Source organism: Haladaptatus sp. DYF46, from assembly GCF_021083305.1.
Classification (GTDB): Archaea; Halobacteriota; Halobacteria; order Halobacteriales; family Haladaptataceae; genus Haladaptatus.
In genome coordinates, this window is the sequence record NZ_JAJFAY010000002.1 from 34,563 (window position 1) to 51,413 (window position 16,851).

14 protein-coding genes are annotated in these 16,851 nt (G+C 64.0%); 10 read left to right on the top strand and 4 right to left on the bottom strand.

Annotated features, from left to right (window positions below; genetic code table 11):
- The first annotated feature begins 273 nt into the window (after positions 1-273).
- Both LJF34_RS11235 and LJF34_RS11240 read left to right on the top strand, forming a co-directional pair.
- Entirely contained in the window at positions 274-1,353 is a 1,080-nt protein-coding gene (locus LJF34_RS11235; RefSeq protein WP_231185104.1) for a M24 family metallopeptidase, read from the top strand.
- Between the two features lie 72 nt (positions 1,354-1,425).
- Positions 1,426-3,681, top strand: coding sequence for an NADP-dependent malic enzyme (locus LJF34_RS11240; RefSeq protein ID WP_231185105.1), 2,256 nt, complete (start codon positions 1,426-1,428; stop codon positions 3,679-3,681).
- A 383-nt stretch (positions 3,682-4,064) separates the two neighbouring features.
- Here LJF34_RS11240 and LJF34_RS11245 read toward each other — a convergent pair whose 3' ends face one another.
- Positions 4,065-4,457 (bottom strand): hypothetical protein, encoded by a 393-nt coding sequence (locus LJF34_RS11245; protein ID WP_231185106.1) that lies wholly within the window; start codon positions 4,455-4,457, stop codon positions 4,065-4,067.
- 221 nt (positions 4,458-4,678) lie between these two features.
- On the bottom strand, positions 4,679-5,314 hold the full coding sequence (locus LJF34_RS11250; RefSeq protein WP_231185107.1) for a reverse transcriptase-like protein: 636 nt from the start codon (positions 5,312-5,314) through the stop codon (positions 4,679-4,681).
- A gap of 130 nt (positions 5,315-5,444) precedes the next feature.
- Here LJF34_RS11250 and LJF34_RS11255 point away from each other — a divergent pair, with 130 nt between their 5' ends.
- From LJF34_RS11255 to LJF34_RS11280, 6 genes are all read left to right on the top strand, one after another.
- Entirely contained in the window at positions 5,445-7,070 is a 1,626-nt protein-coding gene (locus LJF34_RS11255; protein WP_231185108.1) for an ABC transporter substrate-binding protein, read from the top strand.
- Positions 7,071-7,100: 30 nt separating this feature from the next.
- The gene (locus LJF34_RS11260; RefSeq protein ID WP_231185109.1) at positions 7,101-8,087 is read left to right on the top strand and encodes an ABC transporter permease; all 987 of its coding nucleotides are present in this window, start codon (positions 7,101-7,103) and stop codon (positions 8,085-8,087) included.
- Positions 8,087-9,145: an ABC transporter permease gene (locus tag LJF34_RS11265; RefSeq protein ID WP_231185110.1), complete on the top strand. Its 1,059-nt coding sequence runs from the start codon at positions 8,087-8,089 to the stop codon at positions 9,143-9,145. The genes LJF34_RS11260 and LJF34_RS11265 overlap by 1 nt, the downstream gene beginning before the upstream one ends.
- Complete coding sequence (locus tag LJF34_RS11270) at positions 9,142-10,329, top strand: ABC transporter ATP-binding protein (RefSeq protein WP_231185111.1); 1,188 nt, start codon at positions 9,142-9,144, stop codon at positions 10,327-10,329. The genes LJF34_RS11265 and LJF34_RS11270 overlap by 4 nt, the downstream gene beginning before the upstream one ends.
- A complete protein-coding gene (locus LJF34_RS11275; protein WP_231185112.1) occupies positions 10,326-11,645 on the top strand; it encodes an oligopeptide/dipeptide ABC transporter ATP-binding protein in 1,320 nt (439 codons plus the stop codon). The genes LJF34_RS11270 and LJF34_RS11275 overlap by 4 nt, the downstream gene beginning before the upstream one ends.
- Positions 11,646-11,740: 95 nt before the next feature.
- Positions 11,741-12,403, top strand: coding sequence for an HAD family hydrolase (locus LJF34_RS11280; RefSeq protein WP_231185113.1), 663 nt, complete (start codon positions 11,741-11,743; stop codon positions 12,401-12,403).
- Here LJF34_RS11280 and LJF34_RS11285 read toward each other — a convergent pair.
- Complete coding sequence (locus LJF34_RS11285) at positions 12,362-14,314, bottom strand: molybdopterin biosynthesis protein (protein ID WP_231185114.1); 1,953 nt, start codon at positions 14,312-14,314, stop codon at positions 12,362-12,364. The genes LJF34_RS11280 and LJF34_RS11285 overlap by 42 nt on opposite strands.
- Before the next feature lie 55 nt (positions 14,315-14,369).
- Positions 14,370-15,593: a gephyrin-like molybdotransferase Glp gene (gene glp / locus LJF34_RS11290; RefSeq protein ID WP_231185115.1), complete on the bottom strand. Its 1,224-nt coding sequence runs from the start codon at positions 15,591-15,593 to the stop codon at positions 14,370-14,372.
- A gap of 73 nt (positions 15,594-15,666) precedes the next feature.
- Here glp and LJF34_RS11295 point away from each other — a divergent pair, with 73 nt between their 5' ends.
- The gene (locus LJF34_RS11295) at positions 15,667-16,440 is read left to right on the top strand and encodes an E3 ubiquitin ligase family protein (protein WP_231185116.1); all 774 of its coding nucleotides are present in this window, start codon (positions 15,667-15,669) and stop codon (positions 16,438-16,440) included.
- A 52-nt stretch (positions 16,441-16,492) separates the two neighbouring features.
- The gene (locus tag LJF34_RS11300; RefSeq protein WP_231185117.1) at positions 16,493-16,849 is read left to right on the top strand and encodes an Hsp20/alpha crystallin family protein; all 357 of its coding nucleotides are present in this window, start codon (positions 16,493-16,495) and stop codon (positions 16,847-16,849) included.
- Positions 16,850-16,851: the final 2 nt, after the last annotated feature.

The window sequence follows — 16,851 nt, forward strand, 5'->3', positions numbered from 1 at the left end:
AAGCGGCCTACTTAGGTCTGTCCGACTTTCCCGCGAACTGGGAGCGGGAGAAGAACGTCCATCGGAACGTCGTTTCGACGAGGAAAGGGCGGAAGCTTTCAGCGGGGACCACGGGGCGGAGAGGACACCACCGCGGGCGAAACCGGGTCGGCTTCCGAACATTCTTGTATGTAAGTAATAAGTTTTGTGGAGATATAATGTCCCGAGAGAAGCGACAACCACGAACGGACCCCAAGCACGCGTTTAATGGGGTGCGGTCACCATACGTCGCGTATGACGAAACGAGACCGCCTCGATGGCCTGCTCGCAGACCGTGACCTCGAATCAGTCTGGTTCGCACGCCCGAACTCGTTCGCGTGGCTCACGGGCGGGAACAACGTCGTGGACCGCGAGGGCGACGTGGGAGTCGCGGCAGTCGGCTACGACGGCGATACGCTCCGCGTGGTCACGGATTCCATCGAGGCGGGTCGCCTCCGCGAGGAGGAACTCCCCGACGACGTGCCGGTCGAGGAGTATCCGTGGTACGAGTCGTCGCTCGGCGAAGCCGTCGCGGAGCACGCGACGACGCCCGCCGCGGCGGACTTCGACGTGCCGGGATTCGAGTCGGTGGACGCCTCGCCGCTTCGAGAACCGCTCACCGATGAGGACGCGGACGACTACCGGGAATTGGGTGCGGAGACGGCCGCCGCGGTCGAAGCCATCTGTCGGGAGTTGGAATCGGACGACACGGAACGGGAGATCGCGTCGGCGGTCCGCGGCGCGCTCTCCGCACGCGGCATCGAGACGCCCGTGGCGCTCGTCGGGGGGAGCGAGCGAGCGCAGAAGTACCGCCACTACACACCGACCGAGGCAAAACTGGGCGATTACGCGCACGTCTCCGTGACCGCGGAGCGGGACGGACTGCACGCGAGTTGTACGCGAACCGTCGCGTTCGACGCGCCGGATTGGCTCGCGGAGCGACATCGGGCCGCGGCGATCGTGGAGACCACGGCGCTCGCGGCGACGCAGCAGATAGCGGCGTTCGACGGGCGTGCCAAGGACGTGTTCGAGGCGATTCGAGCGACCTACGAACACGTCGGATACGAGGGCGAATGGAAGCACCACCATCAGGGCGGCGCGGCGGGGTACGCCGGACGGGAATGGATAGCCACGCCAACGACGGATGACGAAATTCGACTGCCGATGGCGTACGCGTGGAACCCGACCGTGCAGGGTGCAAAGAGCGAGGACACCGTTCTCATCGGGGAAAACGAAATGGAAATCCTCACGGAGACCGGAAACTGGCCGACGGAATCCGTGATGGCGTTCGACTACGAGGGCGCGCTTCCGCGGCCGGCCGTTCTCGAACTTTGATTTCGACGGACGTCGAAGGCAAATTCGACGCATTGGGATACCTTTTTACAGGCGGGCGAAAACGTACCCGGCATGGGACTCGACGAGGATTCACTCGACTACCACCGGAGCGACCCACCGGGGAAGATAGAGATTTCGACGACGAAACCGACGAACACGCAGCGCGATTTGAGCCTCGCTTACTCCCCCGGCGTCGCCGTCCCCTGTAACGAAATCGCCGAGGACGCCGGAAAGGCGTACTCGTACACCGCGAAAGGGAACCTCGTCGCCGTCGTTTCGAACGGCAGCGCCGTTCTCGGTCTCGGGGACATCGGCGCGCAGGCGTCGAAGCCCGTGATGGAGGGGAAAGGCGTCCTCTTCAAGCGGTTCGCCGACATCGACGTGTTCGACATCGAACTCGACCAGCAGGACCCGAACGACATCATTCGAACCGTGAGCGCGATGGAACCCACCTTCGGCGGCGTCAATCTGGAAGACATCAAAGCGCCGGAGTGCTTCGAAATCGAGGAGCGCCTGCGCGAGGAGATGGACATCCCCGTCTTCCACGACGACCAACACGGCACCGCCATCATCAGCGGGGCCGCACTCCTCAACGCCGCGGAGATAACCGACAAGGACCTGAGCGACCTGAAAATCGTCTTCTCCGGCGCCGGCGCGAGCGCCATCGCCAGCGCTCGTTTCTACGTCTCGCTCGGCGCACGAAAGGAGAACATCCTGATGTGTGACTCCTCGGGAATCATCACCGAAAACCGCGTGCGAAACGGTGAGGTCAACGAGTTCAAGACGGAGTTCGCCCGCGACGTTCCGGAGGGCGACCTCGAAACCGCGATGGAGGGGGCGGACGTGTTCGTCGGCCTCTCCGTCGGCGGCATCGTCAGTCAGGACATGGTGCGGTCGATGGCCGCGGACCCCATCATCTTCGCTATGGCGAACCCCGACCCCGAAATCGACTACGAGGCCGCCAAGGAGGCCCGCGACGACACGGTCATCGTGGCGACGGGACGTTCGGACTACCCCAACATGGTCAACAACGTCCTCGGCTTCCCGTTCATCTTCCGCGGCGCGCTCGACGTTCGCGCGAGCGACATCAACGAGGGCATGAAGGTGGCCGCCGCACGCGCGTTGGCGAAACTCGCCAAAAAGGACGTGCCGGACGCCGTCGTCAAAGCCTACGGCGACCAACCGCTCCAGTTCGGCGCGGACTACATCATCCCGAAACCGCTCGACCCGCGCGTGCTGTTCGAAGTCGCGCCCGCCGTCGCGGAGGCGGCGATGGAAACCGGCGTGGCCCGAAGCGAACTCGACACGGAGGAGTACGTCGAGACGCTCGAAGCGCGCCTCGGCAAATCCCGCGAGATGATGCGCGTCGTCCTGAACAAGGCGAAGAGCGACCCCAAGCGCGTCGCCCTCGCGGAAGGAACGGACAGAAAAATGATTCGCGCGGCGTACCAGATGCGCGAGGAGGGCATCGCGGACCCCGTCCTCATCGGCGACCGCGAGGATATCGGGACGAACGTCGACGACCTCGGCCTCGATTTCGACCCCGACATCGTGGACCCGGAGAACGGCGACAACGAGGAGTACGCCGACCGACTCTACGAACTCCGCGGCCGGAAGGGCATCACCCACAGCGAGGCGGGCGAACTCATCGAAAAGGACTCGAACTACTTCGGCAGCGTGATGGTCGAACGGGGCGACGCGGACGCCATGCTGACGGGACTGACCCACCACTACCCGTCGGCGCTCCGCCCGCCGCTGCAAGTCATCGGCACCGCGCCGGACGTCAACTACGCCGCCGGCGTGTACATGCTCACGTTCAAGAACCGCGTCGTCTTCTGCGCCGACGCGACGGTCAATCAGGCACCCGACGAGGACGTGCTGTTCGAAGTGACCAAGCAGACCGCCAAACTCGCCCGGCGGTTCAACGTCGAACCGCGCGCCGCACTCCTCTCATACTCCAACTTCGGGAGCGTAGACAACGAGGGTACGCAGAAGCCGCGCAAGGCCTCCAAGATGCTCCGCGAGGACCCCGACGTGGACTTCCCGGTCGACGGCGAGATGCAGGCCGACACGGCGGTCGTCGAGGAGATCCTCAACGGAACGTACGAGTTCTCGGAGTTGGACCAACCCGCGAACGTGCTCGTCTTCCCGAACCTCGAATCGGGCAATATCGGCTACAAACTCCTCCAGCGTCTCGGCGGCGCGGAGGCCATCGGCCCGATGCTCGTCGGCATGGACAAACCCGTCCACGTCCTCCAGCGAGGCGACGAGGTCAAGGACATCGTGAATCTGGCTGGCGTTGCGGTCGTGGACGCACAACAAGAGTAATTACCGCGAGCGACCAGCGGGAGCGAGTGGCTCTTTTTTGGTCCAGATTTTTTCGAGGAGCGGTGCCCGCAGCGCCGGAGGCGTGAGGACACCCGATGACGAAAAAAGGTGGAAGCGACATCGTGAACTTGGCAGGCGTTGCGGTCGTGGACGCGCAACAAGAGTAATTACCGCGAGCGACGAGGCGCCCCGCGCCTCGAAGTGAACGGCGACGGAACGGAGCCGTGAACCGTGCGAGTGGCTCTTTTTTGGTCTCTCCGTGAACGACCAGCGAGAGTGAACGAATGGCTCGTCAGAGCTCGTCTCTGACGGTGCAGATTTTTTCGAGGAGCGGTGCCCGCAGTGCCGAAGGCACGAGGACACCCGAGCGGAAAAAAGGTGGTTTAGCGGACGCTCGTCTCCGTCATCTCTTTTTCCTCCTCGCCCACCGAGTACAACCGCTTTACCGGGACGACGGTGTGCATCTTCGCCACGCCGCCCTCGTGTCGTCGCCACTTCGTCGAATCGTGGAGGATGTACTGCCGGGGCGCGCGCGCCTTCAGTTCGGCGACCAACTCCGCGAAGCGCTCCGCGTCGAACCGTTTGTCGGGGACGAAATCGGTATCGACGACCAGCGAATCCCGGCGTGGAACCCGGTCGAGTCTGCCCTCGCACACGCGTTCGAACTCGGACGCCAACGCGGGCAGGTCGGTGTCCAGCGGGAGTTTGACGTACGCCTGCCTGTAGTCCGGTCGATTCGTCTTCCGCTTCCAGTACCGCGAGATCCAATTCGTCATCCGCGTTCCCATTCGCGTGCCACCTTGGATTAAGCACTCAAACGGGGATTGTAGTCGTTTCGCTGTCCGTATCTCCCCGATTCGTGAGTAATCCTAGCGACCGACTGAACGAAATCGACCGGCGAAGTTCCGTCGGGTATCGCACCTCTCGGTCGGGTGACTGAATTCCGATATCGAACCGCCCCGGAGACGGCTCGGAAAGTTGGGACGAAACGCGGGCGTTAGCCGCGGGCGTGCCTGTCGGCGCGTGACGGCGGCGGAATCTGCGTCTCGCTCGACCCCGGCGCGTCGGGGAGGAGACACCGCTCGGGTTCGCGGTTGACGTGGGCGTACTGGTCCGGTGCGTTCGCCAGCGGATGCGCGGGATTCTGCTCGCTTCGAATCCGCGCGGCCCGGAGTTCGCCGAACCCGGCGATTCTGGCGCGGATGCCCCGCCAGTGGTGCTTGCCCGCGAGCGGAACCGAGAACGGTTTCGGCGGTCGGCAGTCCGTCCGGTTGTGGGCGAGGACGGCGTTGTTGACGTTGGCGGCCAGTTGATCGTGGTCCACCAGCACGCCGACCCGTGCGTTTTTCGGCGCGCGGACGGCCAGTACGTCGAGTCCGAGGTGGAGCGCTCGGTACTCGGCCACGTTGTTGTCGGGAACGTCACCGTCGGGGACGGAGAGACGGGCGACGCGCCTGCCGTCGCGTGTCTCGATGATGACGCCGAGTCCACCGGCACCGGAGTCCCTGTCGAACGATCCGTCGCTCGTGACGTAGAAATCACGGTGATGGGTGTGAGGTGGGTGCGCGATGTGCGGGGTTGGCGACTCATCGAACAGATCTCGTAATGAGGGATGACGGCCGTTAACGGCCATATTACGGGCTTCAATGTCGAATTACTTAAATCTGCGGTTGAATTCGGTGGAAAAGCCTACGATAGAATAGAACACGGGTTGTGTTGTCCAATACCACAGATATATATGGAGTTACCCGCCATGTCAGGGTATGCCCGACGAAAGACTAAATCGGCGCACGTATCTGAAGTTTGCAGGCGGCGCAGCGGCGTCGGCCGCCCTCGCAGGTTGTACCGGCGGTGGGGGCGACAACCAGAACCAAGACGGCGACGGAACCGGTGACGGTCAGACGTCGACTACCGAGAGCGACGGAAACGGTGAAACCCCGACGGGAGACTTCCCGGTCACCATCACGCAAGGACAGATGCCGTCCAAGCTCGACCCGCAAAACCACCGGGAGACGACCACGGACAACGTCGTCCTCCAGGCGTACGAGGGCCTACTCACGCGTGACGCGGAAGGGAAGATCATCCAGCAACTGGCGACGAAGTACGAGCGGAACGGCGACAAGACGGTCAAATTCACCATCCGCGAAGGGGTGAAGTTCCACAACGGCGATACCCTGACCGCGGAGGACGTGGCCTTCAGCATCAACCGCATCGTGAAATCCGACGTCGGCGGACTCGAAAGCCCGCAAAGCGACCAGCTTTCGGGTGTGACGGGGGCAAAAGCGATGGACGGCGCAGTGGAAGTCACGTCCGACGGCGTGAACCCAATCGTGTTCGCCCTGTTCGCGTCCTACGGCGACATCATGCAGAAGTCGTGGGTGGAAAGCCACGACAAGAACTACATCGCGAAGAACATGAACGGGACCGGCCCGTTCAAGCTCAAGAACTACACGGAGGACGTGAAGGTCGTCTTCGAACGCAACGACGACTACTGGCAGGACCCGGCCTCGGTTTCGGAACTCACGTTCAACTCGGCGAAGGAGTCCAGCACGCGCGTGAACCAACTCGTCAACGGCGAGACGGACATCATCGTCAACGTTCCGCCGCAGGACGCGGGACGCGTGAAAGGAAACTCGAAATCCCGACTCGCGGCGGTCCCGAGTACGCGCATCATCTACAACGCGATGCGGTACGACGTGAAGCCGTTCGACAGTCCGAAGTTCAGGCAGGCGATGAACTACGCCATCGACCTCCCGAGCATCGTCAAGAACGTGCTTTCGAGCTTCGCCGACCAAACCGGTCAGCCCACGTTGAAGGAGTTCACCGGCTACAACTCGAACGCCAAGCCGTACCCGACGAACAAGAAGAAGGCGGAGTCGTTAGTCGAAGAGAGCGGCAACGCGGGAGCGACGATCACCCTTCACACGCCCGTCGGACGCTATCTGAAGGATTTGGAAATCGCACAGGCGGTGGCCCAGCAGATAAACCAACTCAAGAACGTCAACTGTTCGGTGAAACAGCGTGACTTCAACTCGCTCGCCGGGGAGTTGGCCGACGGCGACATCGAAACCGGGCCGCACTTTTACCTCATCGGCTGGGGTAACGCGACGTTCGACGCGAGCCAAACCATCATCCCGCTTCTCACGACCGACGGAGCGTTGACCTCCTACAGCAACGAGAAGGTTGACAAACTGATGAAGGAGGCACAGAACATGCCGGACGGGGACAAGCGAACCTCGAAACTCAAGGAGATAAACAAGATCCTCCACGACCAAGCGCCGTGGATTTACCTCAATCAGCAGTACAGCGTGTACGGCGTCAGCGAGCGTCTCAAGTGGAAGGCCCGTACTGACGAACGCATCGACGCATACGCCATCTCTCCGAAGTAGATGAGTTTGCAATCGATGGGGTGTTCATAGATGTCGATGGGACGATTCCTGCTCCGCCGGAGCGTGCAAGGAATCTTCGTCATCTGGGGGGTCGTGACCGTGGTGTTTCTGCTTCGGTTCGTTACGCCCGGTAATCCGATTACGGTCATCGCCCCCTTGGATGCAAGTCCGGAGTTAAAACGCCAAATTGCGGTCGAACTCGGACTGAACCAACCGCTGTACGTTCAGTACGGCGAGTACATCTGGAACCTCCTCCACGGAGACATGGGCTACTCGTTCATCTCGGGAACGCAGGCCAGCACGCGCATCTTCGCTCGCCTTCCGGCGACCGTCGAGCTAGCGGTTGCATCGAGCATCGTCGCCATCGTGCTCTCGATTCCACTGGGCGTCATCAGCGCGACGCGACGACACGACCCGGTGGATTACGCCGCGACGACGTTCTCGCTCGCGGGTATCAGCACCCCGAACTTCTGGCTCGGAATCATGCTTGTAATGCTCCTCGCCGTCGCGGGGCCGTTCCCGACGAGCCACCGCGGTATCGGATTCGTTCCCGCGGTGGAGATGCTGGTATCGCAGGGAAGCATGAACGGGCTCGTGACGTGGGCGAAACACATCTTCCTCCCGGCGATAACGCTGGGGACGTACTTCACCGCGCTCATCACGCGGCTCACGCGGAGCGGCATGCTCGACGAACTCGGGAAGACGTACATCCGTGCGTCGCGGGCGAAGGGACTCCCGGAGACGCTGGTGCGATACAAACACGCGCTCCGAAACACCCTCATTCCCGTCATCACCGTTCTCGGCCTACAGTTGGGAACGCTCATCGGCGGCGCGGTTATCACCGAATCGGTGTTCGCGTGGCCGGGACTGGGAACGCTGGTCATCACGTCCATCAACGCCCGCGACTGGCCGCTGATTCAGGGGTCGCTCATCGTCATCGGGACCGGGTTCGTCCTCGTTAACATCTTCGTGGACTTCCTGTACGCGTACATCAACCCGCAGGTGGTCTACGAATGATGGACGACATTCGGGACGCCATCGGAAAGGCGCTCGGACGGGGGTTCTCCCCGCGAACGCTTCGCAACCTCAAGCGCGAATATCGAAACAGCCTGCTGGCGAAGATCGGTATCGTCGTCCTCATAGCTGTGGTACTCATCGCGGCGTTCGCCCCGGTGATAGCCCCGCACAACCCGAACCGGCAGGATTTGGACAACTCGAAACTGCCGCCGTTGGGATTCAGCAAGAAGACGACGCAGACGGGCTCGCAGATGGTCGATGGCGAGATCAAGATAACGAACAACACGACGTACGTGAAGGCCCAGCCGTCACATCCGCTCGGAACCGACCAACTCGGGCGCGACATGCTGTCACGGGTGATTTACGGCGCGAGGACGTCGCTCCTCGTCGGACTCTTCGGGACGCTGTTGGCGATGCTCATCGGCGTGACCGTCGGTCTGGTCGCCGGATACTACGGCGAACTCGTTGACGACGCGCTGATGCGGAGCGCGGACATCATGCTCGCGTTCCCGTCGCTGGTGTTAGCGATAGCGCTGGTCGGCATGTTCAGACAGTCGGTCATCTGGATCCCCGACCCGCTCGTCGCCAGCGGCGTCGTGTCGGGAATGCCCGGGAAAATAGGGATTCCGGGAACTATCGTTATCGTCGTCGCGCTCGTGAACTGGGTCTGGTTCGCCCGCGTCTCGCGCGGCGAGGCCCTGACGGTGGTCGGCGAGGAGTACGTCAAAGCATCCCGGTCGGTCGGTGCGAGGGACACGTTCATCCTCCGAAAGCACATCCTGCCGAACAGCGTGACGCCGATCATCGTGCTCGCGACGATTCAGATCGCGGCCATCATCCTCCTCGAAAGCTCGCTCTCGTACCTCGGATTCTCCGGGGTGAACCTCTCGTGGGGATTCGACATCGCACAGGGGAAGGACTACCTCGCCACGTCGTGGTGGATTTCGACGGTTCCGGGGCTGGCAATCGTCATCACCGTCATCGGCATCAACCTTGTCGGTGATTGGTTGCGCGACGCACTCGATCCCGGCATCGAAGGCGAAGGAGGTGGCGTATGAGCGATCTGCTTCGCGTGCGCGACCTCTCGACCCGCTTTTTCACCGAGAAGGGGCAGGTCAACGCCTGTGAGTCCATCAGCTTCGACGTCCGGGAGGAGGAAGTGTTCGGCGTGGTCGGCGAGTCCGGGTCGGGAAAGAGCGTCGCAGCGCTCTCCATCATCGACCTCGTGGAGTCGCCGGGCAAAATCACGTCGGGAGAAGTGTGGTACCGAAACGCCACGCTCGCCGGAGAAGTCGAAGACAACCGTCCTGAAGCGGTCGATGGCGAGTTCGTGGACATCCGCCAGTTGACGACGCGCGAACGCCGCGCCCTGCGCGGCCCGTCGTTCAGCATGATCTTCCAAGACCCGATGAGCAGTCTGAACCCGTCGATAACCGTCGGTGAGCAGATAGCCGAAGCCGTCGAAGTCCAACAGCGGGCGAAATCCAACCCGCGTTCGACGCGTTCGCGGACGCAGGGCTACGGACTGGGGAGCCTCGTCGCGGGGACGATCTTCCCGTCCCAAAGCTACGTCAGCGAACCGAGTCGCGCGAAGGCCATCGAACTACTGGAGCAGGTGGGCATTCCCGACCCGGCCGAGCGCGCAGACGAGTACCCCCACCAGTTCTCGGGCGGGATGCTCCAGCGGGCGATGATCGCCCAAGCGCTCGCCGGGGAACCGGACCTGCTCATCGCGGACGAACCGACGACGGCGCTCGACGTGACGATTCAGGCCCAAATCCTCGACCTGCTGCGCGACTTGCAGGACGAGACGGGCATGAGCATCATGCTCATCACGCACAACCTCGGCGTCGTCGCGCGGATGTGTGACCGAGTCGGCGTGATGTACGCCGGTGAGTTGGTCGAACACGGCACCCTCGAAGACGTGTTCGACACCCCGGTCCATCCGTACACGCAAGGGTTGCTCGGGTCGCTTCCTGACTTGGAAGACCCCGCGCCGCGCCTGCAACCCATCGAGGGGAACGTCCCCGACCTGATAGATTCGGAGATGGAGAACCGCTGTTACTTCGCCGACCGCTGCCCGAAGGCGATGGAGGAGTGTCTCTCCCACCCGGCGATGCACGACGCGGGCGGAAGCATCGAACACGAAGCGCGCTGCGTCCTTGCCGAAACCGAGTACGACGAGGCGCGTGCGCTCTCGGCGGACTACTTCGAGGACGCTCAAACGGAGAAGAAACGATGACCGACCACCTCGTTCGCGTCGAAGAACTGCAGAAGTACTACTTCGAACAGAACACCCTGACCGACCGCATCCTCGGCCGCGAGCCGAAAAGCGTGAAAGCGGTCGACGGCATCTCGTTCGCCATCGAGGAGGGCGAGACGTTGGGGCTGGTCGGCGAATCCGGGTGTGGCAAGTCCACGACCGGGGAAACCCTGTTGAGCCTCCGCGATGCGACGGACGGGAAGGTCGTCTTCGACGGCCGGAACGTCTACGACATGGACGACCTGACGGAGTTCAGAAAGCGGGCGCAAGTCGTCTTTCAGGACCCGTTTTCCAGCCTCGACCCGCGGATGACCGCGGGCGAAATCATCCGCGAACCGCTCGACGTTCACAGCGTCGGGTCGCGTGAGGAGCGCCGCGAGCGCGCCCAAAGCCTCATGGACCGCGTCGGCCTGTCGGCGGGGCAGATAGACCGTTATCCGCACGAGTTCTCCGGCGGGCAGCGCCAGCGTATCGGTATCGCCCGCGCGCTCGCGCTCGAACCCGAGTTTATCGTGCTGGACGAACCCGTTTCGGCGCTGGACGTGTCCGTGCAGGCGCAAGTGTTGAACCTCCTGCAGGACTTGCAGAACGAACTGGGGCTGACCTACCTGTTCATCGCCCACGACCTCTCGGTGGTGCGCCACATCTCCGACCGCGTGGCGGTGATGTACCTCGGCGAAATCGTCGAACTCGGACCGGTGGACGAGATATTCTCCGACCCGCAGCATCCCTACACGAAGGCGCTGCTGGAGAGCGTGCCGCGCGCCGATACGAGCGAGCAGGAGCGCGACGTACACACGCTCTCGGGCGACGTGCCGTCGCCGCGTAATCCACCGTCGGGATGCCATTTCAGGACGCGGTGTCCGAACGTCATCCCGCCGGACGACATTCGGATTTCCCAACCCGCGTACCGCGAAGTGATGGACTACCGCGAACGCCTCGAATCGGGAGAACTCACCCTGAACGGCGTTCGGGAGTTGGCCGCCGGAGCGGAGAAAAAACCCGAAGAGGTGGACGACGAGGCGCTCGAAGCCGAGTTGTGGGACGAGTTGTTCGAGGAGGAGTTGGCGGGCGAAAACCGCGCGACCGTTTCGGAATCGTTCGACCGGTTCGTCGCCGGCGACCGGGACGGCGCTATCGCCGTGATGGCGGACCGGTTCGCGAGTATCTGTGAGCGGCAAAATCCGGTGCTCCAGAATCGTGCACATCCCGCGGCCTGCCACCTCTACGACCAACCGGTCCCGTCGAAATCCGAGCGTGAAACGGAGCGGGAAGTGGAATCCTCGGCGGACTGAACGACCGGTCACCACACGAGGAATTTTTTCACGCGACGAACGTTCGACTCTAGACGAAGACTTATAGCTGAAGAAGCACTACTGTATGAACCCCAATGGTCGCCCGTGAGTACGATTTTTGGCTGCTCGATTTGGACGGGACGCTCATCGACATCGACCCGTCCTACGTCCGCTCGGTGTTCGGGCGGGTGAGTGACCGACTCGGTTACGAGTTCACCGACTACGAATCCGAAATCATCTGGCACGGCCTCGGCGGGTCGCGCGACGCCCAACTCCGGAAGTGGGGACTCGACCCCGTGGAGTTCTGGGAGGCGTTTCACGCCATCGAGGACCCGCAAGTTCGCGCCCAAAACACCTTCCTCTACGACGACGCCGCGTTCGTCGCCGATCTCGACTGCCCGGTCGGATTGGTGACACACTGCCAACAGTTCCTCACCGACCCGGTGCTCGACGGCCTCGACATCCGCGACTGGTTCGACACCGTCGTCTGCTGTGACGAGCAACTGGGCTGGAAACCGGACCCCGCTCCGGTCGAACACGCGATGGCGCAACTCGACGTCGGACGGGGGGATCACGGCGTTCTCGCCGGAGACGGTTCGAGCGACATCGGCGCGGCGTGGAACGCGGGACTGGACGCAGTCCACGTCGAGCGCCACGACCCGACCCGCCGGAAACAGTGCGTCCTCGGGGATTACCGCGTGAACAGCTTCGACGAGCTATGGCCGAACGCCCGGCAGACCTTCGATAACACCGACTAACGTCGAATCGAGCGCCGCGACCAGTTCCTCGACGCCCTCTTTTTCCTCGCGATTCGGATTGGCGAGGATTCGGACCCGCTCCTCGCCGAGCGGAACGAAGCCGAGGTCGAGTTTTTCGGCGGTCGAGCGCAGGCCGAGTCCGGCGTCCGCCGCCCCCGACTCGACCTTTCTGGCCGGGCTTTCGTGGGCTTTCACCGTGAGGTCGAACCCGGATATCGATTCGACGAGGTCGCGGCGCGTGGTTCCGCGCTCCTCGGCGAGGTCGGCGACGGCGTTCCCGAGCGTGGTTCGGAGGCCGGAGTTCGTCCCGCGGTTGACGAATCGAAGGTCGCGGTCCACGAGGTCGGAAAGTCCCTCTATTTCGTCGGGGTTTCCGGCGGGAACGACCAGTCCCCATTCTCGGACGTAGGACGCGAGTTCGGTGCTCGCGTTGGCAGACGGCGATTCCGCATCATTCGCGGCTTCTCTGCCCGCACTTTCGGCGGAACGCGGTTCCGCCTCTCCGGTGACGACCGCGAAATCCGGCACGCCGTTTCGGAGGCGACGCAGGCCCTCACGGCTGCCGAACGGGAGATAGCGCGGCGAGTCGAGCGAATCGAGCAGTCGGGAGAGGGCGGGGTCGTCCTCGCCGACGCCGAGGATGGACGGCGGGCGAACCTCCGGCGAGAACAGTTGCACTGAAATCGCCTCGCCCTCCGCGAGGTACGCCGTGTCGGGATGCACCGTCACGACGCCGTCGGCTTCCACGAGGCTGGTCGTGGCTCCGCTCCCTTTGTCCACCGGGTAGGCGAGCGTGTGGCCGTGCTCGTCCTCGACCAAGCCGGTCGGCATGAGTCGCATTCGTCCCTCGCCGTAGCGCTCCTCGACGGCCATCCGGGCATCGACGGTCGCCGTGGTCGGGTCGGGCAGTCCGGCCGCTTCTCGGATGGCCGGCGCGACGAACGTTCGGAAGATGGTCAACGCCGAGACGGGATATCCCGGAAGCCCGACGTAGGCCGAGTCGGGGAACCGACCGACGAGCATCGGTTTGCCGGGTTTGACCGCGACGCCGTGAAGGAGGAGTTCGCCGCGCGATTCGATGACGCGGTAGATGACGTCCACCGCGCTCGCGCTGGTCGAACCGGAGGAGAGGACGAGGTCGCACTCCTCGGACGCCTCCAACAACAGGCGCTCCATCTCGTCGTAGTCGTCGCCGGCGTGGGGATACAGAACCGGTTCGCCGCCGGCTTCCTCGACGGCGGCGGCGACCGTGTAGCTGTTCACGTCGTATATCTGCCCCGCTTCGTCCGAGAGCGGGTTTCCGGGGCGAACCAACTCGTCGCCCGTCGAGATGATGCCGACGCGAGGGGTGCCACGGACGGGCACCTCGTCCGCGCCGAGCGCCGACAGCAGACCGATTTCGCGGGCGGTGAGCCGCGTTCCGGGACCGAGTGCTCGCTGGCCCGCAGCGATGTCCGCCCCGGCCAGCATGACGTGGTCGCCGGGCGTGACGGCGGTTCGGATTTCGACGCCCGGTCCGTCGTCGCGGTCCACGTAGTCGGTTCGCTCGACCATCACCACCGCGTCCGCGCCGGGCGGCATGACGGCCCCGGTGGAGATCTCGACGGCTTCGCCCTCGCCCACTTCCACGTCGGGTTCCGTCCCGGCGTGAACCTCCCCGACGAGGTCGAGGACGGCGGGGTCGACCTCGTCGGCCCCGAAGGTGTCCCGCGCTTTGACCGCGAAGCCGTCCATCGCCGCCCGGTCGAATCCCGGCACGTCACGGTCCGCGTCGAATCGCTCGGCCAGCACGCGTCCGTGTGCCTCCGTGAGCGATACCGACTCCGGTTCCGGCGTGAGGTCGAGCGATGAGATCGCCTCGCGTGCGTCCTCCGGTTCGGCGAGGTCGCGGAACTCCTTTCGTTCGGTCACGCGAATCCCCCCGCGGTGAGCGTGACGCTATCGGACGTGAGTCGTCCGATTGAAATCACGCCGACCACTCCCAGTTCGCGACCGCGACCGTCTCTCCTTCGGGAATCCCCTCGCGTTCTTCGGGCACCTCGACCCATCCGTCCGCCAGCGCGACGCTGGAGAGGACACCGGCCCCGCTGGCCCGCGTCGGGGTTGCGACGAGGTCGTCCCCCGTTCGGTCCAGCGTCACCCGGACGAACGACCGGATCCCGGGTTCGCTTCGGATTTTGCGACCGAGTCGGGCGCTTCCGGTCGGAAGGTCCTCCAAGGGGAGGTTGCCGACCCACTTCAGCGCGGGACGGAGGAACTGCATCGCGTTGACGATGCAGGCGACGGGGTAGCCGGGAAGCATCAGGACCGGCGTCCCCTCGACGACCGCGAGCGCGACCGGATGTCCCGGTTTCAGCGCGACGCCGTGGACGACGACCTCACCCAGCGAGGAGACGACTTCGGGGAGCAGGTCGCGTTCCCCCACGGAGGACCCGCCGGTCGTGACGACGATGTCGTGGTCGAGGGTCGACTCGATGGCCTCGCGGAGGCGCTCTTCGTCGTCGGTCACGACGTCGTGATAGGTCGCGCTCCCGCCCCATCGCTCGACCAAGCGGGAGACGGTGAGGCCGTTCGTCTCGATGACCTCTCCCGGTTCCGGGTCGGACTGCACCAACTCCTCGCCGGTCGGAATCACGGCGACGCGCGGCCGGTCGTACACCGTGGCCTCGCTCACACCGGCGGATTTCACCATGCCGAGGTCGGACGGTCGGAGGCGGTGTCCGGCCTCGTACAGCGATTGGCCGACTTCCACGTCGTCGCCGACCGGCGCGACGTTTTCGCCTTCGGCCACGGCGTCGAACACCTCGACTTCCTCGCCGAACTCGTCGGTTTCCTCCATCATCACCACGGCGTCGGCCCCGTCGGGGAGTTCGCTGCCGGTATGGACCCGCACCGCAGCGCCGGGTACTATCTCCTCCGCTCCTCGAAGGATTTCCGGCGACCGCCCGCTGGCCCCGAAGGTGTCCTGCGCCCGAACCGCGTAACCGTCCATCGCCGCCCGCGAGTAGTGGGGCACGTTTCGCGGCGCGCTGATCGACTCCGCGAGGACCCGACCGTCCGCTTCGAGGAGCGGGACGGAATCGGTTCGGTCGTGACCGTCGACGATGTCGCGCAACCGGTCGCGGGCGGCCGACACGCGCGTCGTTTCCTTGAACCCGGACTGCTTTCTGTCCGGTTGGTGGTCGCTCATACGAACACGTTCGAGACGGCGGGCAAAAAGGAAGCGGGGAACACTTATCGTCCCGCCAACAACATCGTCCCGCATGGCCCTCCTCGACCATCCGTTCGCCCTCGCGCTCGTCGGCATCGCCGCCCTGCTCGGCTGTGTGATGCTGTGGTACGGCGGGCGCGAACTCGTCCTCGCGTATCGGATCGTAACCAACGACCCCACCGACGTGATGTCGTTGGGCGACGGCGGTCCGGTCGAAGTGGAGGGGACGGCACAACCACAACACGGGACGCTCACGTCCCTGTTCACGGAAACGCCCTGTCTCGCCTACGAGTACGAAGTCGAAGAGGAGCGAAACTCGAAGAACGGTCGTCACTGGGAAACGGTCGACTCCGGGCGAAACCATACTCCGTTTCGCGTCGAAGATGGCACGGCGAGCGCGCTCGTGGACCCGCGTGCGGCCGACTTTCGCTTCAGCGACGAACGGTCCATCGACGTTCGCGGCGGGAAACGGCCTCCCGAACGCGTACAGGAGTTCATCCGGCAGAACGAGGACGTCGGGTCAGAGGAGAAAAGCCTCGACCTCAAACTGTTCGAGTTGAACACGGGAAAGGACAGAAAGTACATCGAGCGGCGACTCGACCCCGACGAGTCGGTCCACATCCTCGGCGAAGCGCGCTACGACGCGAGCGCCGGGAAGGAGGGGGGCGAGGTGAACGTCGTCATCGGCTACGGCGACGACACGCACTTCCTCATCTCCGATACGGACGAACGCGGTGCCGCGTGGCGGGTCGCGGCGAATGGACTTCCCTACGTGGTCGCCGGCGTCCTGTTTTTCGGCATCGGTGCGTTTGTCCTCGGGGTGTAAGACGACCAGCAAGACCGCACCCTTTTTCGGTCCTGCCTCCTAACACGGAACTATGTCAGCGCTGCGCGATGCGTTGCGAGAACTCCCGGACGCCGTGTTCGCGGACCTGTTGGAGAACGACGAGGCCTACCTCCTCGTTCTCGATATGCCCGGCGTCACCGAGGAAACTATCGACATCGACGTGACGAATGGCCGCCTCCGGATAGAAGCGCGGCGCGAAAAGGACGTTCCCGTCGAGTTCGACTACGTGAGCGAGGGGCGTCCGCTGTTCCTCGATGCCGAACTCCCGCTTCCGCCGGACGCCACCGGCGCGGGTGCGGAGGCCACGGTCGCACGTGGCGTCCTCGAAATCACCCTCCCGAAACAGGCGTCGGCTCCGGACGAGTCGGTCCCGGTCACGAGCCGCTAACG

Excerpts from the sequence above, each read along its gene's own strand:
- LJF34_RS11235 (WP_231185104.1), top strand. The coding sequence starts at position 274 with ATGACGAAACGAGACCGCCTCGATGGCCTGCTCGCAGACCGTGACCTC.
- LJF34_RS11240 (WP_231185105.1), top strand. The coding sequence starts at position 1,426 with ATGGGACTCGACGAGGATTCACTCGACTACCACCGGAGCGACCCACCG.
- LJF34_RS11245 (WP_231185106.1), bottom strand. The coding sequence starts at position 4,457 with ATGACGAATTGGATCTCGCGGTACTGGAAGCGGAAGACGAATCGACCG.
- LJF34_RS11250 (WP_231185107.1), bottom strand. The coding sequence starts at position 5,314 with ATGGCCGTTAACGGCCGTCATCCCTCATTACGAGATCTGTTCGATGAG.
- LJF34_RS11255 (WP_231185108.1), top strand. The coding sequence starts at position 5,445 with ATGCCCGACGAAAGACTAAATCGGCGCACGTATCTGAAGTTTGCAGGC.
- LJF34_RS11260 (WP_231185109.1), top strand. The coding sequence starts at position 7,101 with ATGTCGATGGGACGATTCCTGCTCCGCCGGAGCGTGCAAGGAATCTTC.
- LJF34_RS11265 (WP_231185110.1), top strand. The coding sequence starts at position 8,087 with ATGGACGACATTCGGGACGCCATCGGAAAGGCGCTCGGACGGGGGTTC.
- LJF34_RS11270 (WP_231185111.1), top strand. The coding sequence starts at position 9,142 with ATGAGCGATCTGCTTCGCGTGCGCGACCTCTCGACCCGCTTTTTCACC.
- LJF34_RS11275 (WP_231185112.1), top strand. The coding sequence starts at position 10,326 with ATGACCGACCACCTCGTTCGCGTCGAAGAACTGCAGAAGTACTACTTC.
- LJF34_RS11280 (WP_231185113.1), top strand. The coding sequence starts at position 11,741 with ATGGTCGCCCGTGAGTACGATTTTTGGCTGCTCGATTTGGACGGGACG.
- glp (WP_231185115.1), bottom strand. The coding sequence starts at position 15,593 with ATGAGCGACCACCAACCGGACAGAAAGCAGTCCGGGTTCAAGGAAACG.
- LJF34_RS11295 (WP_231185116.1), top strand. The coding sequence starts at position 15,667 with ATGGCCCTCCTCGACCATCCGTTCGCCCTCGCGCTCGTCGGCATCGCC.
- LJF34_RS11300 (WP_231185117.1), top strand. The coding sequence starts at position 16,493 with ATGTCAGCGCTGCGCGATGCGTTGCGAGAACTCCCGGACGCCGTGTTC.